The 24,335-nt window shown below is 74.1% G+C and carries 23 protein-coding genes; all 23 read right to left on the bottom strand.

What is annotated here, in order from left to right:
* Positions 1-34: 34 nt before the first annotated feature.
* The 23 genes from sbnB to DMH12_RS16255 all read right to left on the bottom strand — a co-directional run bounded on the left by sbnB (position 35) and on the right by DMH12_RS16255 (position 23,984).
* Complete coding sequence (gene sbnB, locus DMH12_RS16145) at positions 35-1,033, bottom strand: 2,3-diaminopropionate biosynthesis protein SbnB (RefSeq protein ID WP_125492274.1); 999 nt, start codon at positions 1,031-1,033, stop codon at positions 35-37.
* A gap of 79 nt (positions 1,034-1,112) precedes the next feature.
* A complete protein-coding gene (locus tag DMH12_RS16150) occupies positions 1,113-1,907 on the bottom strand; it encodes an FkbM family methyltransferase (protein WP_125492275.1) in 795 nt (264 codons plus the stop codon).
* A gap of 90 nt (positions 1,908-1,997) precedes the next feature.
* Entirely contained in the window at positions 1,998-3,359 is a 1,362-nt protein-coding gene (locus DMH12_RS16155) for a condensation domain-containing protein (RefSeq protein WP_125492276.1), read from the bottom strand.
* A 5-nt stretch (positions 3,360-3,364) separates the two neighbouring features.
* Entirely contained in the window at positions 3,365-4,348 is a 984-nt protein-coding gene (gene sbnA / locus DMH12_RS16160; protein WP_125492277.1) for a 2,3-diaminopropionate biosynthesis protein SbnA, read from the bottom strand.
* A gap of 26 nt (positions 4,349-4,374) precedes the next feature.
* On the bottom strand, positions 4,375-4,665 hold the full coding sequence (locus tag DMH12_RS16165; protein ID WP_125492278.1) for an acyl carrier protein: 291 nt from the start codon (positions 4,663-4,665) through the stop codon (positions 4,375-4,377).
* Entirely contained in the window at positions 4,662-6,467 is a 1,806-nt protein-coding gene (locus DMH12_RS16170) for an acyl-CoA dehydrogenase family protein (RefSeq protein ID WP_185832347.1), read from the bottom strand. Before DMH12_RS16170 ends, DMH12_RS16165 begins: the two co-directional genes overlap by 4 nt.
* Positions 6,468-6,517: 50 nt before the next feature.
* Positions 6,518-10,108 carry an AMP-binding protein gene (locus DMH12_RS16175; RefSeq protein WP_125492280.1) on the bottom strand — a complete coding sequence of 1,197 codons (3,591 nt, stop codon included), beginning with the start codon at positions 10,106-10,108 and terminating at the stop codon, positions 6,518-6,520.
* A 160-nt stretch (positions 10,109-10,268) separates the two neighbouring features.
* Positions 10,269-10,982: a 2-hydroxychromene-2-carboxylate isomerase gene (locus DMH12_RS16180; protein WP_125492281.1), complete on the bottom strand. Its 714-nt coding sequence runs from the start codon at positions 10,980-10,982 to the stop codon at positions 10,269-10,271.
* Positions 10,979-11,746, bottom strand: a complete 768-nt coding sequence (gene fabG / locus DMH12_RS16185) for a 3-oxoacyl-[acyl-carrier-protein] reductase (protein ID WP_125492282.1) — start codon at positions 11,744-11,746, stop codon at positions 10,979-10,981. The genes DMH12_RS16180 and fabG overlap by 4 nt, the downstream gene beginning before the upstream one ends.
* A 12-nt stretch (positions 11,747-11,758) precedes the next feature.
* Positions 11,759-12,256, bottom strand: coding sequence for a 3-hydroxyacyl-ACP dehydratase FabZ family protein (locus DMH12_RS16190; RefSeq protein WP_125492283.1), 498 nt, complete (start codon positions 12,254-12,256; stop codon positions 11,759-11,761).
* Positions 12,253-12,720: a 3-hydroxyacyl-ACP dehydratase FabZ family protein gene (locus DMH12_RS16195; protein WP_125492284.1), complete on the bottom strand. Its 468-nt coding sequence runs from the start codon at positions 12,718-12,720 to the stop codon at positions 12,253-12,255. The genes DMH12_RS16190 and DMH12_RS16195 overlap by 4 nt, the downstream gene beginning before the upstream one ends.
* Positions 12,717-12,983 carry an acyl carrier protein gene (locus DMH12_RS16200; RefSeq protein WP_125492285.1) on the bottom strand — a complete coding sequence of 89 codons (267 nt, stop codon included), beginning with the start codon at positions 12,981-12,983 and terminating at the stop codon, positions 12,717-12,719. The genes DMH12_RS16195 and DMH12_RS16200 overlap by 4 nt, the downstream gene beginning before the upstream one ends.
* Before the next feature lie 95 nt (positions 12,984-13,078).
* On the bottom strand, positions 13,079-14,194 hold the full coding sequence (locus DMH12_RS16205) for a beta-ketoacyl synthase N-terminal-like domain-containing protein (RefSeq protein ID WP_125492286.1): 1,116 nt from the start codon (positions 14,192-14,194) through the stop codon (positions 13,079-13,081).
* Between the two features lie 43 nt (positions 14,195-14,237).
* Positions 14,238-15,053, bottom strand: a complete 816-nt coding sequence (locus tag DMH12_RS16210) for an SDR family NAD(P)-dependent oxidoreductase (protein WP_125492287.1) — start codon at positions 15,051-15,053, stop codon at positions 14,238-14,240.
* Positions 15,037-16,125, bottom strand: a complete 1,089-nt coding sequence (locus DMH12_RS16215) for a beta-ketoacyl synthase N-terminal-like domain-containing protein (protein ID WP_125492288.1) — start codon at positions 16,123-16,125, stop codon at positions 15,037-15,039. Before DMH12_RS16215 ends, DMH12_RS16210 begins: the two co-directional genes overlap by 17 nt.
* Positions 16,122-17,324 (bottom strand): beta-ketoacyl synthase N-terminal-like domain-containing protein, encoded by a 1,203-nt coding sequence (locus DMH12_RS16220; RefSeq protein WP_125492289.1) that lies wholly within the window; start codon positions 17,322-17,324, stop codon positions 16,122-16,124. The genes DMH12_RS16215 and DMH12_RS16220 overlap by 4 nt, the downstream gene beginning before the upstream one ends.
* Positions 17,321-18,295 (bottom strand): thioesterase family protein, encoded by a 975-nt coding sequence (locus DMH12_RS16225; protein ID WP_125492290.1) that lies wholly within the window; start codon positions 18,293-18,295, stop codon positions 17,321-17,323. Before DMH12_RS16225 ends, DMH12_RS16220 begins: the two co-directional genes overlap by 4 nt.
* The gene (locus DMH12_RS16230; RefSeq protein WP_125492291.1) at positions 18,292-19,185 is read right to left on the bottom strand and encodes an alpha/beta fold hydrolase; all 894 of its coding nucleotides are present in this window, start codon (positions 19,183-19,185) and stop codon (positions 18,292-18,294) included. Before DMH12_RS16230 ends, DMH12_RS16225 begins: the two co-directional genes overlap by 4 nt.
* Positions 19,182-20,249: a beta-ketoacyl synthase N-terminal-like domain-containing protein gene (locus tag DMH12_RS16235; RefSeq protein WP_125492292.1), complete on the bottom strand. Its 1,068-nt coding sequence runs from the start codon at positions 20,247-20,249 to the stop codon at positions 19,182-19,184. The genes DMH12_RS16230 and DMH12_RS16235 overlap by 4 nt, the downstream gene beginning before the upstream one ends.
* Positions 20,246-21,418 carry a beta-ketoacyl synthase N-terminal-like domain-containing protein gene (locus DMH12_RS16240; protein WP_125492293.1) on the bottom strand — a complete coding sequence of 391 codons (1,173 nt, stop codon included), beginning with the start codon at positions 21,416-21,418 and terminating at the stop codon, positions 20,246-20,248. Before DMH12_RS16240 ends, DMH12_RS16235 begins: the two co-directional genes overlap by 4 nt.
* Positions 21,415-22,689 (bottom strand): beta-ketoacyl synthase, encoded by a 1,275-nt coding sequence (locus DMH12_RS16245; RefSeq protein ID WP_125492294.1) that lies wholly within the window; start codon positions 22,687-22,689, stop codon positions 21,415-21,417. The genes DMH12_RS16240 and DMH12_RS16245 overlap by 4 nt, the downstream gene beginning before the upstream one ends.
* Positions 22,690-22,767: 78 nt before the next feature.
* The gene (locus tag DMH12_RS16250; RefSeq protein ID WP_125492295.1) at positions 22,768-23,037 is read right to left on the bottom strand and encodes an acyl carrier protein; all 270 of its coding nucleotides are present in this window, start codon (positions 23,035-23,037) and stop codon (positions 22,768-22,770) included.
* A gap of 89 nt (positions 23,038-23,126) precedes the next feature.
* Entirely contained in the window at positions 23,127-23,984 is an 858-nt protein-coding gene (locus DMH12_RS16255) for a helix-turn-helix transcriptional regulator (protein WP_260474224.1), read from the bottom strand.
* Between the last annotated feature and the right edge of the window lie 351 nt (positions 23,985-24,335).

A 24,335-nucleotide genomic window follows, 5' to 3' on the forward strand; every position in this document is an offset into this window, starting at 1 on the left:
GGGCGAAGGAGCCCGGGCGGTGGTGCGGGGGTGCTCAGGCGGGCAGGAAGTCCTCGACGCGGACGCCCCCACCGCGCCGCTCGGCCTCCGCCCGCACGAACTCGGCGAGCGCCACGTCCAGGACGCCCAGACCGAACGGCGAGAAGACGACGGGGCGTGCGGACTCCCGGCGCAGCGTCGCGGAGCCGCGCAGGAGGGCGCCGATCGAGGCGGTGACGAAGCCGCGGTCGCCGGTGAGCTGCTGAGCGAGGTCGAGCGAGGTCCGCTCGCGGCAGACGTGGTCGGCGTCGTCGACCACGTTGAGCGCGCCCAGGATCGCCGCGGGTGTCAGGTCCCGCAGCGAGACGTGCAGCACGGTGGTGTCCGGACCGCAGGCGGCCAGGTCCATGTGCGGGGCCGCGGCGGTGGTGGCGAGCGACACCAGGCGGTGCTCACCGAGCGCCGCGTCCAGGTCGGTCACGGCGTGAGCCTTCACCCCGGGCGCGGCCTCGGCACAGCGCTCCGCGAACGCCTCGGCGCGGGCGGGGTCGGTGTCGTACAGGGCGGCCTCGCGCAGCTGGGGCAGGGCGACGGCGAGGAAGCGGAGGATCTCCAGGCTGATCACGCCGCAGCCGATCAGCAGGACGGAGTGCGGCGGCCGCTCGGCGGTCAGCCGCGCCGCCGCGAGCGCGGCACTCGCCGCGGTCCGCCGCGCGGAGATGACGGCGCCCTCGACCAGTGCGACGGGGCGGCCGTCGGTCAAGGAGTTGAGCAGGAGGGCGGCGCTGGCCCGCTCGGTGCCGGCCGCGACGTTGCCGGGGAAGGACGCGATCCACTTCATCCCCGCGGCCGGCCGTTCGCCGCCGAGGTAGGCCGGCAGTCCGATGATCCGGTCGCGGGCGTGGTGCTCCTCGGGGAAGCGCAGGAACGTCGAGTGCGGCAGCGAGGTCAGCCCGGCGTCGTGCAGACGGTAGGTGTCGGCGACGAGGTCGATGATCTCCGCCTCCCGGCCGGACAGGATGTCCGTCACGTCGGTGCGTCGGAGGATCAGCATGGGTTTCCCTCTCTGCCGGGTCGGGTGGGTGGGGCCTGACGGTGATGGAGCGATGGTGGGTTCCGGTGCTATATGCGCCCTATACGTCCCGCACGGCCTCGACGTCGTACAGCGGGGTGCCCGCGAGCAGCGGGTCCTGACCGACGCGGACGTCGAACCCCTGCGCGCCCAGCAGGTCCCGTACGGCGTCCAGGCGCCCGCCCTCGTCGTGCACCTCGGCGACCACGGCGCCCACGAGCGGCCAGTGCTCCCGCTCCACACCGCGCAGCACGTCCAGTTCGGCGCGCTCCACGTCGACCTTGAGCAGGTCGACGCGGTCGACACGGTGGCGGCGCAGCAGTTCCGAGACGGTGACGACGGGCACGGTCAGCTCGACGCCCTCGTGCAGCCCGTCGAGCAGTTCGGCCGCGTCCTCGGCGTCGATGCCGCTGTTGCGCAGGAAGGCGAGGGTGATCCCGTCGTCGGCCTGCCGGTCCGCGTACAGGCCCGAGTTGCCGGGTGCCTGCGGGTAGTAGGTGAAGCTCAGGTGCCCGGCCCGGTCGCCGACCGCGGTGCGTTCCGCGCGCCACCGGGCGGTGCCGGCGTGTTCGGCGAGGTTGCGCTCCAGACAGGTGTGCAGGGCGGGCGCGGGCTCGGCGGCGATGATCCGCAGGCCGGGCCGGGCCCGCGCGCAGTGCAGGGAGAGCAGGCCGATGTTGGCGCCGACGTCGACGAGGGTGTCGCCCCCGCGCAGTCGCCGGGCCGCACGGTGGTACGTCCCGGGCGGGAGCATCTCCCGCCACATGGCCACGGCGGCCGGTCCGCTGGTGCACCACACCGACGGGCCGTCGGGCAGTTGCTGCCGTTCGGCGCCCGCCGCTGTCCGCTCGTCCATCTCTTCCCCCTCTCGGGGCCGGCGGCCCCATGGTCGTGCCCGGCTGCCGGCGTGCCGTCGGCACGGTGACCGGCCCGGCTCGGGCGCCGCTCAGGGCGCGTCGGTGCCCGGGGCCGAGCCCAGAGCCAGCAGAAAGTCGAGGTCGTCGCCGGCGACGAGCGCGACGTCGGCCGCGGGAGTGTCGGGCGCGTCGAGGGACGTCTCGACCAGGCGCCGCCAAGTGGCACCGAACCGTTCGACGGTCGCGGCGTCGAACAGGTCGGTGTTGTAGCGCAGTACGGCGCGGAAGCCGCGGGAGTCCTGCAGCACCTCGACGGTCAGGTCGAGCTGGCCCTCCTGCTGCGGCACGTCGCACAGCTCGGCGCGCAGCCCGCCCAGACGCACCGTTCCCGCGTACAGCCCCTCGACGGGCAGCCGGTCGGCGGCGACGAGCGTGCAGGAGATCCGGAACAGGGGTCCGCGCGCCGGGCCGCCGGGCAGCAGCTCGACCGGCAGCCGGACGTGGGCCAGGCCGGCGCGCAACTGTCGCCCGGCCGACTCGGCCGCCTCCAGGACGGTCGTCGTGGGGGTGAGGCGGGCGGCCACCGGCAGCGCGTTGACGTAGTAGCCGACGGCCTCCCTGGTCCCGGGCGTGAGGCGGGTGGTGGCCGGGCAGCCGATGAGGAAGCCGTCGCCCGCGCCGGAGCGGTAGAGGGCCGCCTGGAACGCGCCGAGCAGCCAGGCGAACGGTGTCAGACCCCGGCTCGCCGGGACCTGCCGCAGCCTCGCGGCCGTCTCCCCGTCCAGCACGAATTCGTGCGTGGCCCCGGTCAGGGTCCGCTGCGGGGGGCGGGGCCTGTCGGTGGGCAACTCCGCCGCCCGGAGGCCGGCGCACACCGACCTCCAGTGGGCCGCGGCCCGCCGTCCGCGCGCGGAGGCCACGAAGTCCCGTTCGGCGCGGACGTAGGCGTCCCAGTCTCCGGCCGATGCCGTCCCCACCGGCCCGCTCGCCCCGGTGCGGGCCCCGTACTCGGCGAACAGGTCCCGTACCAGCAGCCACTGCGAGGTGGCGTCGCTGACGATGTGGTGCGTGGTGGTGACGAGGACGGCGTCGGCGGCGGCGCGACGCAGCAGTACGGCCCGGAAGGCGCCCTCCTCGGCCAGCCGGAAGGGCTCTTCCCCAGCGAGCCGGGCGAGCCGGAACAGCTCCCGATCGTCGGCTTCCGGCGTCTCGCGCACCACCAGGCGCACCGACCCGGGCGGCAAGGTCTCCCGGGCGGGGCCTTCGCCGGTGGCGGGGAAGCGGGAGCGCAGCAGTTCGTGCCGGGCCGCGATCGCGGTGAGCGCGTCCTGGAGGACGTCGGTGCGCACCGGGTCGCGCAGCCGCACCGCGAGCACCACGTTGTACGCGGAGCTGTCCGGGTCCAGCTGGTGGGCGAGCCAGAGCGCTTCCTGCCCGGCGGAGAGCGTCATGAACGTCAGTCCTTCCACAGGTGTGAGACGTCGCCGAAGTTCTCCCGCACCCAGGAGTCGGAGTAGATGGTGTCGAGATAGCGGTCGCCGCCGTCGGGGAAGACGAGGACGCAGTTCGAGCCCTCGGGTATGCGATGCCGGATCTTCCACAACGCGGCCACGGTCGCCCCCGACGAACCTCCCGCGAGTACGGCCTCCCGCGCGATGAGGCGCCGGCAGGCGACCACACACTCCAGGTCGGAGATGTGCACGACCTCGTCGGCCGCCGAGGGTTCCAGCAGCGGGGGCACCACCGACGCGCCGTGCCCCGGGATGAGCCGCTGGGTGGACTCCAGCCCGAAGATGGCGCTCCCCAGGGCGTCGACCGCGACGACCTTGGTGTCCATACCCCGGGCGGCGATGTGGTCGCGGCAGCCGCGCAGGGTGCCGAAGGTGCTCACGGAGGCGAAGAGGTAGTCCACCCTGCCGTCGAGGCTCTCCTCGATCTCCCGCATCGTGGTCTCGTGCGCCTTGGGATTGAGCAGGCTGGCGTACTGGTTGGGCCAGTGGGCGTTGGGGGTCGAGGCCACCAGCTCCCGCACCCGGCGCAGCCGGTTCGGGAGGTACTCGCCGGTCACCGGGTCGCGTTGGGTGACCACTTCGACCTCGGCGCGGAACGCCCGCAGAATGGCCAGGTTCTGTTCGGTGGTCTTGCCGTCGACCACACAGATGAACCGCAGTCCGAAATAGCGGCAGATCTGGGCGAGTCCGACGGCCAGGTTCCCGGAGCTGGATTCGATGATGACGGACCGGCCGGGTTCCACCTCGCCGCTGCGGATCGCCGCGAGCAGCATGCCCAGGGCGGACCGGTCCTTGATGCTCCCGCCCGGATTGAATCTCTCGATCTTCCCGAAGACCCGGGAGCCGAAATCGGGCAGCAGCCTCTCGAGCTCCACGAGCGGGGTGTTTCCTACGGTCGACAGAATGCCTGGGAATACTTTCTCGGGCACGACTGCCCCTTCCCGGATAGTCACTGCTACGCCCGTCCGCCGGCGGCCAGTTCGGCCGCCAGGTGGGCCGTGATCGCGTCGACGGTCGGGTGGTCCCACGCCATGGTCGGCTCGACGACGAGGCCGAAGCGGTCCTCCACGTCGCCGCAGAGGGTGAGGGCGTAGACGGAGTCCAGCCCCATCTCGGCGAGGTCCGCGCCCTCGTCGACGTCGGACGGCGAGCGCTCCAGGTAGTAGGCGACGCGGTCGACGAGCCAGGCGCGGACCGCTTCGGGGGCGGTGCCGGCGTCGGTGGTGGTGGTGGTCGTGTCGGTCATGAGTCGACTCCTGTGTCTGGTGTCTCCCGGCGGGCGAGCCGGGTGCGGAACAGATCGAAGGTGCGGGCGTCCTCGTGGCGCGCGGCCAACTCGTCGTAGAGGGCGTCGGCGACCGGGGCGGCCGGCCCGCGGCCGGTGCCCAGCCGCTCGGTGAGCCGCCGCAGCGCCGCGGTGACCCACAGCGGATCGGCGAGGAAGGGGTCGGTGCCGGGATCGGCCGCGCGGTGCACTCCCAGGCAGGCGGCGGCCGCCAGCAGCAGGACGTACCGCTCGGCCAGGAGGAAGGCCCGGCGGCCCGCCACCGGCGTGCGGTCGCGCGGGGGGAGTTCGCACGCACGGCGGGCCAGGTCACCGAGCACGCCCACCACATCGTGTGCCAGTGCGGCGAGTTCGGTCAGTTCTGGGCGTTCCGCGGCTTCGGCGGCGAGTTCGGCGGCGAACACCGGGAGCCACGCGGTCAGCCCGTCGGTGCCGCGCGAGGTCAGTTCCAGGCGTCCGAGATCCAGAGCGGGCAGAGGATCGTGGAGCCGGAACAGCCCGTCCGGGGCCCTGTACGCGGCCGGGTCGCACTCCAGCGCCGGGCGCCAGGCACGCTCGGCCAGCCGGGGCAGCTGGGGCACGATGTTCGACAGGCAGACCGCCGCGCTCGCGTGGGCCAGGGCGACCACCGGCAGGTCCCGCGCCATCTTCTGGAACCCGGCGTACGGGCCCTCGCGCAGGAAGCTGCGGGCGCCCAGCAGCACGCCGAGCCGGTAGGAGCTGTCCTGGAGCAGCTTGGGGACGAGGTACTTCACGGCCGCCGAGCGGACGTTCGCCTCCTGCGGTTCCAGGTGCAGGGAGCGCGCGGCGACCATGGACAGCGCGTCGCAGACCAGGAGGTCGGCGAAGGCGCCGGCCAGGGTGGCGCGGGCCGGGGGCAGGGCGCTCACCGGGGCGCCGTACAGCCGGCGACGGCGGGCGAAGCCGAGCACCGTGCGCAGTTGGCTGTCGCCGACGCCGACCACCATGCCGGGCAGCACGCACCGGGTGACCTGGAAGACCTTGAGCACCGTCTCCATCGCGCCGCCCTCCCGGCCCAGCAGGGCGCCGGCCGGCACGGGGCAGGACTCGAGGGCGGCGCCGCCCAGCAGGCAGCCCCGGACCCCCGAGGTGGGGTACCGGGCGGAGCGGTCGATCCGGTCGGCGGGTGCCGCGTCGAGGTCCACCAGCAGGTGGGAGTGGCCTCGGCTGCCCGGCCGGTCGTCGGTGCGGGCGAACAGGACGGCGGCCTCGGCCCGGCCGATGTTGTTGACCAGCTGCTTGCCTCCGTCCAGGAGGTAGCCGCCGCCGGGCGCGGGCCGGGCGCTGAGGCCGTGCCGGGCGAAGTCGCTGCCGTGCTCCAGTTCCGTGTAGGCGGCGACGATCCGGCCGCCCCCGCCGAGCAGACCGGCGGCCCGGCGCCGCTGTTCGTCGCTGCCGTCCGCCCAGATCGGCAGCCCGGCGATGAAGCTGGTGACGCCGTATCCGATGCCCAGGGAGCAGTCCCGCCGGAAAAGGGTGCGCATCAGCAGCGCGAACCGGTCCGCGCGCTCCAGTCGCCCGCCGAGGGCGGCGGGCACGAACTCCGCTCCGAGCCCGAAGCCTGCCAGCGCCAGCTCCCCGTCGGCGAGCAGTTCGCCGCGCTCGTCGGCGGCGAGGACGGCCGCCGTGCCGAGCGGGTTGGCCGGGTCGTCGGGGTCGCCGAGCAGTGACTCCAGCTGCTCGGTCCGGCGCAGGGCGGCGTCGGGCGCCCCCCGCTCGCCGGGCGCCGGCAGGTCCGTCATGACCGCTCCTCGGTCGGGCCGCTGATCATCGGATGGCTGAGGGAACCGGGTCATGCCGCGCCCTTCGTGGTGCCGGTCGGGTCGGTGGCCGGCCGGTGGGACGGGGACGCGCTCTCGGCCAGCGGGCAGTGCAGGAGGGAGAACAGCAGGCCCTGGTCGGCCTGGTGGTTCAGCGCCGGCAGCAGCGCGTCCAGGGCCGGGCCGTCGGCGTCGTCGAGGTCGGGGCGCCCGTCGAGGCGCCGCAGCACGCGGGCCAGGACGGCGTCGAGCCAGGCCGCGTCCCGCCACAGCGGACCGTGCGCGCGGCCGGTTCCCTCGTTCGCCAGCCACAGGTGCAGGCTCGCGGCGCCCGCGTACACCAGGGCGTAGCGGCGCGCTGCCTCGAACGCGGTCTCCGGTACGGCCCGTGCGGTGTGCCGGTGCGCGGCCATCTCCTCGTGCAGCGCGTGGGCCACGGCGAGCAGTTGCCGGGCCCGGCCGGCCGTGGCGGGCGGCGCGGCGGCGGCGACCCGCCGTGCCGCCTCGGGCAGCGACTGCACGACACTGGCGCCGGACCTCGAGTAGAGGGTGAGCCGTTCGTGGTCGAGAGCGGGTGGGGGCCCGTCGAGCCGGGCGGCCGCGGCGACCGCACCGTGGTCTGCGAGCCCCTTGCGCCATCCCCGCGTCAGCACGGGGAACTGGTTGATCACGGAGCTGAGGTTGACGGCCGTGCTGCCGTCGAAGATGCCCACGACGCGGTGGTCGCGCTCCAGCTTCTGGAAGGCCCCGTCGGCGAAGTCCGCCGTCAGCATGGCGCGGGCGCCGAGCAGGGAGCGCAGCGCCGCGATCGCCTCGTCGCCGAGGGTGGGCACCAGGTACTTGACCACCGCCGACACCACGCTCTGCTCCTCGGTGAGGGTGTGCGTGGACCGGGTGGCGACCAGGCTCACCGCCTCCATGGCGAGCAGGTCGGCGTAGGACTCGGCGAGGGTGCGGGCGGCGTGCGGGAGCCCGTCCAGCGAGCGCCGGTACAGCCGGTGGCCTCGGGCGAAGCCGACGGCGACGCGCAGGGCGTGGTCGGTCATGCCGAGTGACATGGCGGAGCAGAGCGTGCGGGTGATCTGGAACCCCTTCAGGACGATCTCCAGCCCCGCACCCTCGGCCCCCACCAGCGCGTCCTCGGGCACCTCGGCCGCCGCGAACGCGATCCCGCTGATGTCCGCGCCCCGCACCCCGTGCGTGGGCACGTGCGGCAGCGCGCGCCGGCTGCCTTCCGGCAGGCTTCCGACGTCGACGAGGAAGAGGGAGAAGCCCCGGCTCCCGCCCTTGGGGGCGGTCCGCGCCAGGACGCACACCAGCTCCGCCCGCGAGGCGTTGTTGATGAGCCACTTCTCGCCGTCCAGGCGCCAGCCGCGCTCGGTGCGTTCGGCCGTGAGGCCGCCGGCCAGCAGGTCGCTGCCGTGCTCGCGTTCGGTGACGGCCAGGGACACGACGGCTCCGCGGGCGACCCGTCGGCCCAGGTCCCCGGCCTGCCCGGGCCGGCCCGCCACCCAGACGCAGACGGCACCCAGGTAGGTCTTGGCGTGGGCGAGCGCGGAGGTGAAGTCGCGCCGCGACAGAACCCGGATCAGCTGGAGCAGCTCCTCTCCGGAGCGCAGCTCGCCGCCGTACTCGGCGGGCGCGAACCAGCGGGGTACGCCGAGCAGGTCCAGTTCCCGGCAGATCTCCGCGGGGAAGGCCTCCGCACGGTCGAGTTCGGCGACCCGCCGGTAGGAGAACACCCGGTTCCCGTCCCGCGGGTCCCCGAGCCTCGTCTCCAGCTCGCGCGCCAGTGCCAGCGGGTCCCAGCCCTCCCCCGCCGCGGCGAGCGGCACGCTCATCCCGTGCTCGGTCCCCGAGGCGGGTCGGGGCGGACGCAGCGCGGCGCGCAGATCGGGGGACAACTCCTCGTGCAGAACGTCCAGCGCGCCGGTCTCGAAGAGGTGCCGCATCCGCGTCCGCTGGATCTTCCCGCTGGTGGTACGGCGGATCCGGCCGGGCTTGACCAGCACGACCGCGCCGATCCGCGCGCCCAGCAGCCGTCCGAGCCGGGCCCGCGCGGCACGGGCCAGACCGGCGAGTTCCCCCGCCGCGCGCCCCCTGCCGCGGACCTCTTGGACGGCGACGATCTCCTCCCCGCCGCCCACGGTGTCCGCCGCCCTGCAGCCGAACACGGCGGCGGGCAACTCCGCGAAGGCCGGGTCCAGTTCCCGCATCTCGCGCTCGATGTCGTGCGGGTAGAGGTTCCGGCCGTGCACGATGATCATTTCCTTCAGCCGGCCGGTGACGTACAGCTCGCCGGCGCGAAGCGCCCCGAGGTCGCCGGTGCGCAGGAAGGGGCCGTCACCGGCGGAGGTCGTGGCGCGGAAGGTCCGTTCGCTCTCCTCGGGCCGGTTCCAGTACCCGAGCGCGACGCTGCCGCCGCGGATCCAGATCTCCCCGACCCGGCCGGCGGACAGCTCGCGCCCGTCGGAGGGGTCCACCACCCGCACGTCGAGTCCCCGCACGATCCCGCTGCCGGCCAGCTCGCGCGCCGGGACGCCGGGTCCGGCCGCGCGCACCTCGCCGGCGGCCAGGGCGGCGGAATCGGCCCGCAGGACGGCCGGCGGCTCGTCGGCGGAGGTGCCGGAGACGAAGAGCGTGGCCTCGGCGAGTCCGTAGCCGGGCAGCAGTGCGGCAGGCGCGAACCCGGCGCCCGCGAAGCGGTCGGCGAACCGTCGCAGGGTCGCGGCGTCGACGGGCTCGGCTCCGTTGCAGGCGTAGCGCCAGCGCGAGAGGTCCAGCCCCGCGGTCTGCTCCTCGGTGAGGCGGCGCGCGCACAGGTCGTAGGCGAAGTTGGGCGCGCAGCTGATCTGCGCCCCGTGCCGGTCGATCAGCCTCAGCCAGGAGACGGGCCGCTTGAGGAACTCGGTGGAGGACATCAGTACGGCCGTGCCGCCCAGGTGGAGCGGGGCGAGCATCATGGCGATGAGGCCCATGTCGTGGTGGGCGGGCAGCCAGCTGCACCAGGTCATGCCGCCGTGCCAGCCGTGGCTGTCGCGCAGCAGCCGCAGGTTGTGGACCAGCGCGCCGTGCGGCACCATCACGCCCTTGGGGTCGCTGGTGGATCCGGAGGTGTACTGCAGGAAGCACAGATCGGTCCCCGTGACGGCGGCTTCCCGCCAGGTCCCGGCGTCGCCGTCCCGTTCGGCCGCCTCCACGGCGACTGCGGCCCGCCCCGGCAGGGCGTCCCGCTCACCGGCCAGCCAGCGGTGTACGGCGCCCAGCCCCGCCTCGTCGGTGAGGACGAGCCGGGCACCGGTGTCTTTCGCGATCGCGGTGGTGCGGGACTCCTGGCGACCGAACCCGCCGGGCAGGGGCACCGGGACGGGCACCGCACCGGCGTAGAGGCAGGCGAGGAAGGCCCGGATGAACCCGGTGCCCGGCGCGCAGGCCACCAGCACCCGGTCCCCGGCCCCGACCCGCTCCGCGACCCACTGGGCTCCGCTTCGGGCCCGGAGGTCGAGCTCTGCGTAGGTCAGCGCCTCCTCGTCCTCTCCGGCGCAGAACCGGACGGCGTCGTGCCGCGGGGCGGCGGCCGCCCGGCGGCGCAGCACACTGACGAAGCTCTCGAAACCGGTCACCCCAACTACTCACCCTCTGCGGCTGGTTGCGCCGCGCTCGCACAGCAGCGGTATCGAGGCCCAGCCAAGCGGGGAACGCTATGCCGTTCCTATACGGAATCCCGGGCCGGGACGGGCCGCGGGGCGCCGCCTGAGCACGACGGCGCGGCCGTGGAACGGCTCACCCGCACCCCCCGGCGTGGCCGTCGTCGACGGACACGACCGGCCGGGCGCCCTCGGCGGGCCCGGAGGACGCCGCGGACCCGGCGAGAGCCGTCAGGAAGGCCGGCAGCCGGTCGACGCCCCAGTACTTGTCGTAGTGGTCCACGAAGAACGGCACCCCGAACACCCCGTCCCGCTCGATGTCCAGGAGCACCCGCACGCCCTCCGCGCGCATCCGCGGATCGTCGGCCGCCGAGGCCAGCTCCTCCCCGTCCAGGCCCAGCTCGACGCCGAACGCCCGGATCACCTCGCGGTCGCAGATGTCCTGGCCCAGCTCCCACCGCGCCCGCGCGGCGAGCGCGATGTACTCCGGGCCGCGCCCGTACCGCGCGGCGACCAGGTAGCCGAGGTGCGGCACCTCCCACACGGGAGAGCGGTCCACGGGCCAGCCGAAGACGAGGCCTCGCTCACGGGCCAGCCGGCGTACGTCCTGGAGGATGTACCGGTGCTTGTGCGCCGACATCGGCGTGTACGGGAACGCCCCGCCGGCCTCCGCGAGCATCTTCAGACTCAGCTCGTCCGGTTCGAAGAACGGCACCCACTCCAGCGAGTCCGCCACACCCGGGTGGCCGTCCAGCAGGTCCCGGTACGCGAGCCAGGAGTAGGGGCTGCGCAGCGAGAAGTAGAAGCGGGGCGGCCGGCGCCGGCGCCGGCCGGTGACCGCGCCGCTCACAACGCGAGACCGCCGTCCACCTGGAACACCTGGCCCGTGATGTACGCGGCCTGGTCCGACACCAGGAAGGAGACCACGGAGGCGACGTCCTCGGGGGTACCGAACCGCTTCAGCGCGATCCGCCCGCGCATCTCCTTCGCCGTCTTCGCCGGCAGGTCGGACGTCATGTCGGTCTCGATGAAACCGGGCGCCACCGCGTTGGCCCGGATCCCGTGCCGCCCGGCCTCCTTCGCCAGGGACCGGGTGAACCCGATGATCCCGGCCTTGGACGCCGAGTAGTTGGTCTGGCCCGCGTTGCCGGCCACGCCCGCCACGGAGGACAGGGTGACCACCGCGCCGCCACCCCGCCTGATCATGGGGAAGGCGATCGCCCGGCACAGGTTGTAGGTGCCGTCGAGGTTGGTCCGCAGGACCGCGTCCCAGTCCTCGTCCGGCATCAGCACCAGGGGCTGGTCACGGGTGATGCCGGCCGAGGTGACCGCGGCCGAGGCCGGCCCCAGTTCCTCCTCGGCCGCGGTGACGAAGTCCCGTACCTGCGCACGGTCCGTCACGTCCACCCGCCGGGACAGCACCCGTCGTCCCAGCCTGCGTACCTCCTTCTCCACCAGGGCCGCGGCCTCGTGGTCGGCGCGGTAGCAGAAGGCGATGTCGTGGCCGTCCCGGGCAAGCCGTTCGACGACCGCGCGGCCGATGCCGCGCGACCCTCCGGTGATCACTGCGACCCGTTGGCCCGGGCCACCCGGGGCATCAGTCACTGCGGACATCACGTCGTCTCCTCACACGTTCAGCAGGGCGGGGGCGGGCAGCAGTTCGGTGACATCGCGCAGGGCCACCACGAACGAGCCGACGCGCAGCGCCTCACGGCCGCCGACGCATGTCTCGCCGGTCAGGATCGCCGTCTCGCCGACGGCCTTCACCAGGCGGACCCGGTGCTCCAGGACCTCCCCCGGGTGGGCGCGGACGCCGAAGACCACGTCGTTGATGGAACCCGCCAGTTCCACCTTTCCGGCCAGCACGTCGGGGTTGGGTGCCTCCCAGACCGAGAGCAGCACCGCGGACTGCGCCCACGACTCGACGACCAGGGAGGTCGGGTAGGCGTAGTCGGCGGGGGCGGCGTCCCGGCCGAGCGGGGCGTAGCAGGGCTCGTTGCCGGAGATCGCCTTGAGCGCCGTGAGGCGGCGGCCCGGTTCCACCTCCGTCACCCGGTCGACCAGGAGGAGTTCCCCCCGGTGCGGGATGGTGCTCTTGATCCGGTCGAGGCCGTGCGCGGTCACGAATCGCTCTCTTCCCGTACGGTTCCGTTCCCGGTGCCGTGGTCGTCCGCCGGGCCCCGGCGGTAGCGCAGGCGCAGATCGGCGACCTTGCCGCGGTTGGTGGCCACGGCCGCCCTGACCAGCAGCTCGGCCGCGGTCTCGGTGAGGCTGACGTCGGCGAGCACCCGGTCGCCGGGAAAGACCGGGCGGTGGAAGCGGCACCGGTCCATGGCGACGAGCGCGACGTCGGTGTCACCGTCGGCGACGGCCTCCCCGGCCTCCTCCGGCTCGGCGGGCCGCGTGCGGGCCCACTGCCGCACCGTGCGGTCGGCGGCCTCGATGAGGAGGACGCCGGGCAGTACGGGGAAACCCGGGTAGTGCCCGTCGACGACCGGGCCGTCGGTGGGGGCGTCGAAGACGGTGACGGCACCCTGCGGTCCGGTGCGGATCAGTTCCAGGTCGCCCAGCGGTGTGGCGGCGCTCATCGTGTCCCTCCGAGCTTGCCCTGCAGCAGGTCGTAGGTGCCCTGGAGCGTGGTGATCGCGGACAGCTCGTTCTCGGCGAGCCGGACGCCGTACTCCCTCTCCAGGCGCACGGTGATCTCCAGGGCCATGAGGGAGTCGACGTCCAGGTCGTCCACGAAGTGGGCGTCGTCGGTGACGTCGGCGACTTCGAGGTCCAGGACCTCGGCGACCAGGTCGCGCAGCTGTTCCTTGTCGAGCGCGGATGCGGTGCTGGTGTCGGTCATGGGGACACGCGTCCTTCCGGGTGGTGGTTGGCATACGAGAGGGGAGCGAGAAGACGACGTGGAGGCGGCGGACGCGTCACGCGGACGCGCCGCGCTCACCGGTCGCCGGTGCGCAGCACGGCCGCGCCCGCCTGGCCGTCCGGGTCGAGGGAGGTGACGAGCACCGGCCGGTCCGCTCCGGCGCCGAGGGCCGCGGCCAGCTGGAGCGACGCCGAGGCCGCGCCCAGGTCGCCGACCAGCCGGCGCAGCCGCAACCGGGGCGGCCGGTGCTCGCCGAAGAGGCCGGCGAGTGCCGCGTCCTCCCGGGCGCCGAGGGGACCGCCGGAGTCCGACGGCACCAGCAGTTCCACCTCCTCGGGCCGTACGTCCGCTTCCTTGAGCGCCTCGCTGACGGCCCGCGCGACCGCCTCGCCGGCGCGTTCGGGGTCGGAAAACGCCCGGAACCGGGCACCGAGGAAGGAGGCGAACGGAACGCGTCCGTGGGCCCGGGCGCGGGAGTCCGTCTCCAGCAGGAACAGCGCGCAGCCCTCACCGAGCGGTCCGACCGGCCGACCGTGGGGTCCGCCGGTGCGTGCCCGGTACTCCAGCCAGGCGCGCTCGGTGGAGAACTCCTCCACCGCCCCGCACAGGACGGCCTCGCAGTGCCGTTGCCGCAGCAGCCGGGCGGCGTAGTTCAGGGCCAGCAGGCCGGTCACCGCACCGCCCGCGACCGTGGTGTTCGGCCCGCGCAGGGTGTGCCAGATGGCGCTCTGGCCGGCGGCGCGGTTCATCACCGTGTTCGGGAAGAGGGCGGGGTCCACGTGGAAGGGCTTCTCGCCGGTCAGGGAGTCCCGGGTGAAGTCCATGATGCTCTGCACGCTGCCGTGCCCGGTGCCGAGCACCATGCCCACCGCCTCCGGGTCGTCCTGGGCCAGGCCCTCACCCGCCCGGTCCAGCAGCAGGCCGGCGGTGGCCACGGCGAGACCGGTGGCCCGGTCCATGGCGCGGGTGCCCTTGCGCCCCAGCACCGCGCGCGCATCGAAGTCCGGTACCAGACCGGCCCGTTCATAGGGGCCGAGGCTCGCCCCGCCGTCGGCGGCGCGCACCGCGTCGCGCGCACCGCGCACGCCCTCGGCGAAGGCCTCGGCACCGAGCCCGTACGGGGTGGCGGCGGACCAGCCGGAGACGACGAGGGTGTCCGGGGCCGCCTCGGTGGCAAGAGTGGCGCTCATCGCTGTCTGCTCCTGGATGTCGTAGGGAAGAACGGTCCGTGGTTCAGCCCCAGGCACCGGCGGCGGCGTGCAGTTCCGCCCCGTCGACGCCGATGGTGTTGCCGGTCAGCCACGAGGACTCGGTACGGGACAGCAGCGCGACCGCGTCCGCGACGTCCTCGGGACGGGTCAGGCGGCCGTGCGGGTTGTTCTGGGCGGCGCGCTCGACGTAGCCGGCGTGCTCGGGGATGCGCCGCAGGGCCGGGGTGACGGTCGTGCCCGCCCGCAGGGCGTTCACCGCGATGCCGCGCGGCGCCAGTTCGCAGGCGAGCTGGCGGACGTGCGACTCCAGGGCGCTCTTGGCCGCCGACACCGCGCCGTAGCTGGGCAGGTGCTGCGAGGTTCCGGCGCTGGTCATCGCGAACACCTTCGACCCGGCGCGCAGCAGGCCGGCTCCGACCAGGTCCTGCGTCCAGTAGGCGAGGCTGTGCGCCATGACGTCCAGGGTCATCTCCAGCTGCCGGGCGGTGAGCCGCTTGTCCCAGCCGGGCCGGGGGGTGAAGGGGACCAGGGAGCCGAAGGCCAGGGAGTGGACCAGGACCCGGATCCCGCCGGACGCGCCGGTGCGTTCGGTGAGTTCGGCAACGAGCTGGTCGCGGGTGGTCCGCGCGGCGGCGTTGGCGTTCACGAAGTGCGCTTCGACGCCCAGGCCGCGGATGTCGTCGGCCAGCCGGGCGACCTCGTCCGCGCGCGTCGCGGTGTCGAAGTGCACGCCGGCGACGTGCACGCCCTCACCGGCCAGCCCCAGGGCGATGGCGCGGCCGATCCCGCTGGAGGCCCCCAGGACCAGGCACCAGCTCCCCTCAAGCGACTTCAGCATGTTCCGACTCCTGTGAGTGGTGGGACGGTCCGGGGCTGACACGGACCAGGGCGACATGACCGGCGCCGCTCGCGCATACGACGAGCCGACGGCGGGTGTCCCGCGCACGGACGGCGCGGGCGACGGCGAGCGCGGGCCCCAGGCAGCCGGTCCGGCGACCCGGGTGCAGGGCACCGCCCGCGTGGCCGCCCTCCGAAGCGGAGGACCCGAGCCCGGCGACGGCCACGGCGACCGCCTCGGACACGGGTGAGTCGTCCAGATCCAGCCGGAGCAGCGGCGGCGCGGACCCGCCGGGGGCGGCCCCCTCCGGTGGGACGAGCAGTGCGGCGAGGGCGTCCGTGAGAACCCGCCCGGCCCGTGCCCTGCCCTCCGCGCGGTCCAGCGCGGAGGGGGGCAGGAACAGCGACCGGGCCCGCAACGTGGCCGCCACGGTGGCCCCGCGCGCCCGTGCTCCCGCGACGGACTCCAGGGTGAACACCCCGGCCCCCTGCTCACCGGGCCGGCCGGGGCCGGCCGCGGCGCGGGTCGGTGGCGGTTCCTCGACCGCGGCGAGGACCAGGCTGTCGCACCGGCCGGCCGCCAGGGCGAGCGCGCCGGCGGACAGGGCGTCCAGCGCGGCCGTGCGCGCGGTGGCGACGGTCAGCGCGAATCCCGTCAGCGACAGCTCCGCGGCGATCCGGTTGCCCAGTACGTTGACCGCGAAGTACGGCGCCGAGGCGGGGGAGATGCCGGCCGCGCCCTCCTCCAGCACCACCCCGTCCATGGCGTCGAGGAGTTCGGCCGGGCCCGCGTTGGTCGCGAGCAGCAGGGCACGCCGGTCGGCCGGCACCGCCTGCGGACGGCCGCCGTCGTCCAGGGCGGCCCGTGCCGCGGCCAGCGCGTACTGGGCCGCCGGCGGCAGATACCGGTACCCGCGGGGGCCGAGCCGCGCACGGTGGTCGAACCACTCGCAGGTCCCCGGCACGGCGGCACCGCGGGCATCGTCGGCCGCTTCGGGCGTGTCGCCCCAGGGAGAGACGATCCCGACCCCGGTGACGGCGAGTTCGGCCCCCGCCCGGCAGGACGTGTTCACCGCGGTTCACCTCCGTCCTCTCCGGTGGGCCCGGCCGCCAGTACGAGCGAGGAGTTGTTCCCGCCGAACCCGTAGGCGTTGACCAGCACCCGCCGCGCCGAGACCGGCAACGGCACCGCCGCACCCTGCGGCAGCGACACCCCGCACTCGGGGTCTTGCTCCTTCAGCGGCACGTTGGGGGGGATCTCGCCGTGCCGCAGCATCAGTGCCGCCGCCACGGCGGCGAGCGCGGCGGACGCCCCGCCCGTGTGACCGAGCAGCGCCTTGAGGCTGTAGAGCGGTACCCGGGCCGCGCGTTCGCCGAGGACCGTGTGGAGCGCGCGGCTCTCCAGGACGTCGCCCAGGCGGGTCCCGGTGCCGTGCGGGACGACGCAGCCGAGGCCGCCCGCCCCCCGGTCCCCGAGGGCTTCCCGCATGGCCCGCACGATCTGCTCGCCGTCGGCCCGGGGTGCGGTGGGATGCCCCGCGTCGCAGCTCCACGCGGCTCCTTCGAGCCGCAGCACGCCGCCCTCCCGGCCCGGCACCACCGCCGCACCGCGCCGCCTGGCGTGCGTCGCCGACTCGAGTACCACGACGCCGGCGCCCTCCGCGAACACCGTCCCGTCGCGGTCCGCCTCGAAGGGCCTGCACCGCTCGGGGTCGACCGCGCCCAGCCGGTTGAAACACCCGAGGGCCACCCGCGAGTACGCGTCGGAGCCCCCCGCGACGACGAGGTCCGCCTCCCCCGCGCGCACCAGGTCCGCCGCGAGGCCGAGCGCGTAGCCGGCCGCCGCGCAGGCGTTGGCGACGTCGTGGACGGCCGCGAACAGCCCCAGTTCGGCGGCGAGCGCGCCCGCGAGCCGGAACGGCGGCTGCCAGTGCGCACCGCCGCGCCCGCGTTCGTTCCCGCCCGGCTCACCCATGCAACTGCCCAGCACCACCGCGGTGCGGGCGGCGGCGAGCGAGTCGGCGTCGAGGCCCGCGTCGGCCAGGGCCTCGGCGGCGGCGAGCGAGGCGAACCGCGTCGCCCGCTCACCCGCCAGGTCGGGGTCGGGCACCAGGTTGATCAGCGGCAGGTCCATGCGCGCGTACGGGTCCGCCGGCCGGTCGGGCAGACGGGTTCCGGCCGCCGTCATGGCACGCCACAGCGTGTCCGCGCCGGTCCCGTGGCAGGTGACCGCGCCGACCCCGGCGACCAGGACCTCGACCTCCGCGCTCATGTCGCCCGACCCTCCAGGGCCGCGTTCATGCGGTCGTCGAAGGAGACCAGGGACCAGTCGCGACGGTTCTCGATCACGGCGTACCCGTGGGTGATACGGCCGGTCGCGGTCTGCACGAGCCGGCCGTCCCGGACCACGTACGTGTCCATGCGGGAGTCGTAGGTGAAGCCCTTGAAGACGCTCTCGACGGTGAGGACGACGTACAGGTCCTCCTCCATGCGCGCCTCGTCCAGGATGGTGATCCGTGAGTGCGGCACCACGGGGATCCAGTTCTGCTCGTCCAGCAGCGTCTTGATGGAGACACCGCGGTCGGCCACGAGCCGGTCCTTGGCCTCCTCCATGAGACGCAGGTAGCCGGACATCTGCTGGCGCTCGGTGAAGTGGCAGTACCAGTAGGGGATGCGGAACTTCCAGGCGTACGCGTTCCGGCCGGCCGTCAGCTCCTTGACCAGGTCGTCCGCGGCCAGGTCCACCTCGGCCGGCTCCGGTGTCCACCCGGGCGCGGCGGAGAGCCGGCCCACCGCGAACGGCGCGAGCGCCTCCGGAACCGGCTCCTCGCCGCCCCCGCGCGGATCGAGGCGGAGCTGGACCTTCACGGTCGAGGTGACGGCCTTGAGCAGCGTGTCCCGCCGCACGTGCAGCGTGACGGCGAACGTCAACTCCCCGTCCTTGGCCCTGCGATGCGGCCGGACCTCCGCCACGGCGGTGTCGTCGATGTGGAAGGCGTGCAGGATGCGGGTGTCGATGTCGACGATGTCCGTGCACAGCCCGTACACCTCGTACAGCGTGCCCGGGGCGGTCCCGGCCTGCCGCAGATGGTTCAGTACGGCTTCCTCGACGAGGTAGTTGACGTGCTTGAAACCGATCCAGGTGCAGATGTTGGAGCCCTCGTAGCGGGGGCGGATCTCCAGACGGCTGGGTTCCCTCAGCGCGAGGACCGAGGCGGCGAGGTCAGCGGGGTGGGTGGTCACGTCGACTCCGGTACGTAGAGGTTGGGTGCGAAAACTTGGAGGGTGGGGCGGGCACACGGGACGGTGTCGCCCGCCGGGGCACCGAGGCGTCCCGGGAAGACCTCGGCCAGGAGCCGGTGCACCGCTTCGGCGAAGCGCTCGGGCTGCTCGGCCATGGCGAAGTGACCGCACCCGTCGAACAGCCCGAGCCGTCCGTCGGGCAGCGCCCCGGCGAGCGCCCGCGCGTCCCGGACCGGCGCGGCGAAGTCGTCCGTGCCGGCCACGACGAGCACCGGCAGCCGCAGGGCGGCCACGTCGAGCCACGGACTGCGCAGGTACGCACCGAAGAACTGCTGCCAGCCGTACGGGCCGATCCGGTCCCGGACCCGCATCGCCATCGCACCGCGCAGATCGGGCGGCACCCGGTCCCCGACCCCGATCCGCAGCCCCTCTTCGAGGATGCGGTGGAAGCCGCCCAGGTAGTACTGGGCGTCGTCCCAGGTGAAGTCGTCGGGGTCGCTCCGGTGGAAGGGTGCGACCACCACGGCGGTGCGGGGTCCGGGCCGGTCCCCGCCCCGGGCGAGCGCCTCCAGGGCGGGGCCCGCGGCGAAGGAATGCGCGACCAGGGCGTCCGCCCCGCCGGGCACGCCCTCCAGGGCCTGTTCGACGTGGTCGGCGGGGTCGCCGTGCAGACTCCACCCGGGGTCGCCCTCGGCGCCCCAGGGCAGGACGGCCTCCCAGAGTTCGACGCCGTCAGCCGCCAGCGCTGCGTAGGCACCCCACACGGAGGTGCTGCCGGCCAGCCCGTGCAGGAGCAGCACCCGAACCGGGGTGTCCGTGCCGCGCGCCCGGCGCCGCAGGCGCACCACGGTCCGGCGGTGCCCGCCCGGGCCGAGCGGCCCGCCGGTCATCGCGTGCTCCCCGCGAGCGGGGACACGACGGGCCGGGGCGCGGTCAGGATCAGCGCGGCGGCGGCGTCGTCGCCCCCGCCGTCCCCGGTGCCCGCGCTGACCAGCACCACGTCGTCGGCGGGACGGCCGCCGTCGCCCGACCGGTCCGCCAGCCACACCGAGGCGGCCGCGGCCTGGAGGACGCCGAGCGCACCCGAGCAGGGTCCGTACCGCGCCGACAGGTCGTGGACGGGCGCCGTGCCCGCCGCCGCGCCGAGCCCGGGGGCCGGGGCGCGGACCCCCGCGGGGTGTTCGGGAACGCACCACAGTCCGACCGGGCCGGGGCTCAGCGTCCGCACCTCGGCGACGGCGTCCGCGTGCCGGCCGCGCCGGGCGTAGGGGCCCACGGCGGCTCGGGCCCGCGCTCCGCGTGCCCCGGCCGATACGGCCGACTCGACCACCAGCGCGACGGCACCGTCGAAGAGGCCGGGCTCGTCCGGGTCCGCGTCCGGCGTGCCGGTGACGTGCCGGACCGCCGCGTTGTCCGGCTCGACCCCGACGACCAGGACCCGCTCCGCCCGCCGTGCCGCGACGAGCAACCCGGCCCAGTGGACCGCGTCCAGCCCGGAGGTCGGCCCGTTGCACAGGGTCAGGTTGGCCCCGCGCAGGCCGTGGGTGATCGCGACCCAGGAGGCCACGACGTTGCTGGAGGTGGCGGGCAGCATCATCGGGCTGGTCGCCAGGTAGGTGTCGTCGGCGATGGTGCGGACCGTCTCGCAGACCGTGTCGACGTTGCCGTAGTTGGTGCTGGTGACGACCCCCACGCTCTCGCCGGGCACCGTGAGGTTTCCGGCCTCGTCGGTCAGCCCGGCGTCGTGCAGCGCGTCCCGCGCCGCGACCATCGCGAGCCTGGTGGCGCGGTCCTTGTAGCGGACGCCTCGTCCGGTGAGCCGGGAGGCCGGGTCCGGCGCCTCGCGGTGCCCGACCGGCCGGGGGCCGCAGAGCCCCTCGGGTCCGGCCAGGCCGCGCACGGCCGTCCCCAGCCCGGTGATCACGGCGGTGGCCACGGTGCCGGCGTCGTTCATCGGTCCGCTCCCTGGACGTCGTCGGAGATGTCGACCACCGCAACCGCGTTCAGCCCGCCGAACCCGAACGAGTCGACCTGCGCCAGCCGCAGCGGCTGTCGGGGCCGCTCGGCGGCGCCCCGCACCAGCCGGAAGCCCGCCACGGCGTCCACCGGGTCGTCCAGGTAGAGGGTGGGCGGGACGGTCCCGGTGCGCAGCGCGTCGACGGCGGCGACCAGGCTGTGCAGCCCCGAGGCTCCCGCGGTGTGCCCGGTCATCGACTTGATGGCGGTCATGTAGGGCGACTGGGCCAGCCCCGCGAACACGGTGCCTAGCGCGGCGGACTCCGCCTCGTCGTTCAGGGGGGTCCCGGTGCCGTGCAGCATCACCAGGTCGATGTCCGCGGGGTGCACCCCGGCCCGGCGGTGCGCCTCGGTGACGGCCGCGGCGATGGACTTCGCGTCCGGCGCCGAGGGGTGGTAGGCGTCGCAGTTGACCGCGACCCCCCGCACCCGGGCGTGTGCCCGCGCTCCGGGACCGGGCCCGTCGGCCTCCCGCCGCAGCACGACGGCCACCGCGCCCTCGCCCTGGAGCATGCCGCGCCTGGCCCGGTCGAACGGCCGCACCCGGTCGGGAGCTTCGGGGTAGCAGCGGTCCAGCAGCCCGTAGGTGCTCTCCGTGATGGTGTCGACCCCGGCGACGACGACGGTGTCCGCCGCCCCCAGGTCGAGCAGGTCGGTGCCCATCGCCAGCGCGTACAGCGAGGCCGAGCACGCGTTGGCGACCGTGTGCGTGTCGGCGGCACCGAAGCGCCGGCGGAGCATGGTGCCGAAGTGCAGGTCGGCGGCGTCGAAGGGGACCGCGTCCCGCCAGGACAGCTCCACCGAGCGCAGTTCGCGCAGGGTGGTGCCCACCAGCACCGGCACGCCCGACAGGTCGTCGCCGAGCCCGGCGTCCGCCGCGGCCGCCGCGACGGCCCGCTCCAGCCAACGGGTGGCCCGCAGCGGCACGTCCGCTCCGGGCACCGGCCGGTCGTCGATCTCGTAGGCCACCTGGGCGCGGAACTTCTCCCGGTCGTAGCCGCGCAGCGGGCCGAGACCGCTGCGCCCCTCGACCAGCGAGGCGAAGATCTCCTCGACACTGTCGCCGATGCTGGCGACGGCGCCCCTTCCGGTCACGATCCAGCTCATGTCGCACTCCGGCCGACTCGTTCGGCGGGCCGGCCCTCGCCCCGGTAGGCGCCCAGGATCAGTACGGCGTTGTTGCCGCCGAACGCCAGGGCGTTGTTCTGGACGACGCTCAGTTCCGCCTCCACGGCCGCGTTGGGGACGCAGTCGACGGCGCACTCGGGGTCGGTCTCGCGGTGGTTGATGGTCGGCGGGATGAACCCCTCGGTGATCGCCAGCGCGCACGCCGCCGCGGCGACCGCGCTGGCCGCACCCATGCTGTGGCCGATCATCGACTTGATGGAGACGGTCCGCGGCATCGCGTCCGCGCCGAAGACCTGGCGGATGGCGCCGGCCTCGGTGATGTCGTTGGCCTTCGTTCCGGTGCCGTGCGCCGAGACGAAGTCGACCTGGTCCGGGGTGACGCCCGCGTTGCGGTGGGCGATCTCCATGGTCCGCGCGATGCTGTCGCGGTCCGGGGCGACGGGGTGCAGGGCGTCGCAGGCCAGCCCGTAGCCCAGGACCTCGGCGTAGATGCGTGCGCCGCGGGCGAGCGCGGAGTCGAGGCTCTCCATCAGCAGGATGCCGGCGCCCTCGCCGGTCAGGATGCCTTCGCGGTCCTTGTCGAAGGGCCGGCACACCTCGGGGGCGACCGTGCCCAGCCGGTAGAAACCGGTGAAGGTCTTGCGACACGCGGCGTCGGCCCCACCGCACAGGGCGATGTCGACGTCGCCGCTGCGCAGGGCGTCGTAGCCGTAACCGACCGCGTAGTTGCCGGCGGCGCACGCGGTGGGGAGCGTCACGGCCTCCACGTCCTCCAGGCCGAGTTCGCGGACGATGCCCGCGGACAGCCGTCCGGCCGGGACCCGCCGTGCCACCGAGGGGTCGTACTCCTGCGGGCCTTTCGTCATGCCGGCGGCCACCAACTGGTCCAGGTCGCGGGACTCGCCGTCCGTGGTGCCCACCGAGACCAGTGCGCGCCGGGCCCGCACGTCCCGCGGCTCCAGTCCGGCGTCCTGGACCGCCATCCGGGCGGCGGCGACCGAGAACTGGCTGGCCCGGCCCAGTTCCTCCGGCCGTTGCCGGGTGATCCAGCGCTCCGGCGCGAAGTCGGTGACCTCGCAGCCGTTGGCGTGGGCGAACCCGGTCGTGTCGAACGCGGTGATCGGCTTGACGCCGTTGCGTCCGCCGCGGAGTCCGGAGGTGAAGGCCTCGACCCCGATGCCGATGCTGGTGACCACGCCCAGTCCGGTGATCACCACTCGGCGTCCGGCGGCCCCGGGGCGCGGACCCATGAGTCCGGCACTACCTCGCGCGTCCGTCCCTGTCGAAGCATTCATCGAAGCTCACCCATCTGGCGGTCGGGACGGGGGTCAGCGCCGGGCGGCTTCGGCCACCACCGCGTACACGCCCTCCAGGTTGACCATGCGGCTCAGTTCGGCCTGGTCGATGGTCACGCGCTGGGTCCGCTCCAGAGCGGCGAGGATCTCGATGGCGCGGAGCGAGTCCGCGTCGTGCTCCTCCTTGAAGAGGCTGGTCTCGGTGACCTCGTCCTCTTCGATCTCGAGAATGTCGCAGACGATCTCCTTGATCTCCTGCTTGCGGGCAGCGTCAAGGCCGTTCGAGAGGCTCGCGTTGGTCATCTCGACTCCAATGGTGGATCGGTACCGGAATCGGGCGGCTCCGGCATCCAGGTGATGAGTCGAGAGTGGGATCGACCGCTATATGCGGCCTATACGTCCTCCGCCGCCACGGCCGCCGCGTCCTGCGCCGGTGCCTCGTCCGTACCGGCGAGCCAGCCCAGTTGAGCCGCCCGCAGCCCGGCCTGGAAGCGGCTGCGGGCACCGAGCCGGCTCATCAGCTCGGCGGTGATCCGGCGTCCGGTGCGCACCGAGACGCCCAGTTTGCGGGCCACCACCTCGTCGGTGAGCCCTTCGGCGAGGAGCCTGAGCACCGCGTGCTCCTGCGCGGTCAGCTCACCGCCACCCCGCTCGCGGCGCTGCGGCCGGCCGCCGGCGAAGGGGAGGGCGTTCTCCCACACCCGCTCGAACAGCTCGTACAGGGCGACGATGACGCCCCGGCCATGCAGGACGAGGGCTCCGGCGGCCGTGTCGTCGGGGTCGGTCGGCAGTACCGCGTGGGCCCGGTCGAAGACCAGCATCCGGCAGGGCAGCGAGGCCGTGGTGCGGACGTGGTCGCCGTGGATGTGCAGCCAGCGCAGGTGCTCCACGGTCGCCGGGTCGTTGTGCACACTGTCCAGGTAGACGCTGCGCATGGCCACGCCGCGGCGGGCCAGTGCCTCGCACAGCGGCTGGCTCGCCCGCCGACTGGCCTGGCTGTGCGGGCCGCCGCTGGCGAAGGTCAGCAGCTCCGCGGCGCACTTGTGCGTCAGTTCCTCAATTCGGAAACGTATCTCTTCAAGGCCTTCGAGCCGTTCCATGACGGCGCCGTGCAACTCCTGCTGCGCGGCCTTGTGCTCGTCGATGAACCGCGCCATTCCGTTTCGCGCGTCCGCCAGTCGCCGTTGCCGGTCGAGGAGCGCGTTCTCCTGATCGGTGATGAGTGCTTGGAGGGCGATATCGGGACTCACCGCACGGAGCCTTCCCGGCTCATTCCAGGAGGGTTTTACGAGGGAAAGCCGAAGGCATTCGTCCAGCACCGAACGGACCTGCTCCGGCCGCCACTCCAGGACGGCCGCCAGCTCTTCGACCCCGAGGCCGGGATTTCTCAGTACAGATATGTAGACTTCGGACACATGAGGCGAAAGCCCCAACGGGTCCAGCATCGGTACCCCTCCCCCATGACCTCACAAGACGTCCCTCGCATTATGTTGAGACCGCGGATAATCTGCAACGAAAAGGTGAGGGCACGGCGGTGCCTGCCGGAACATGACGAAGGGCCCACTCGTCGAGTGGGCCCTTTTCGGACAGGATGTCCTGGC

This window comes from Streptomyces sp. WAC 04229, assembly GCF_003947455.1.
GTDB lineage: Bacteria > Actinomycetota > Actinomycetes > Streptomycetales > Streptomycetaceae > Streptomyces.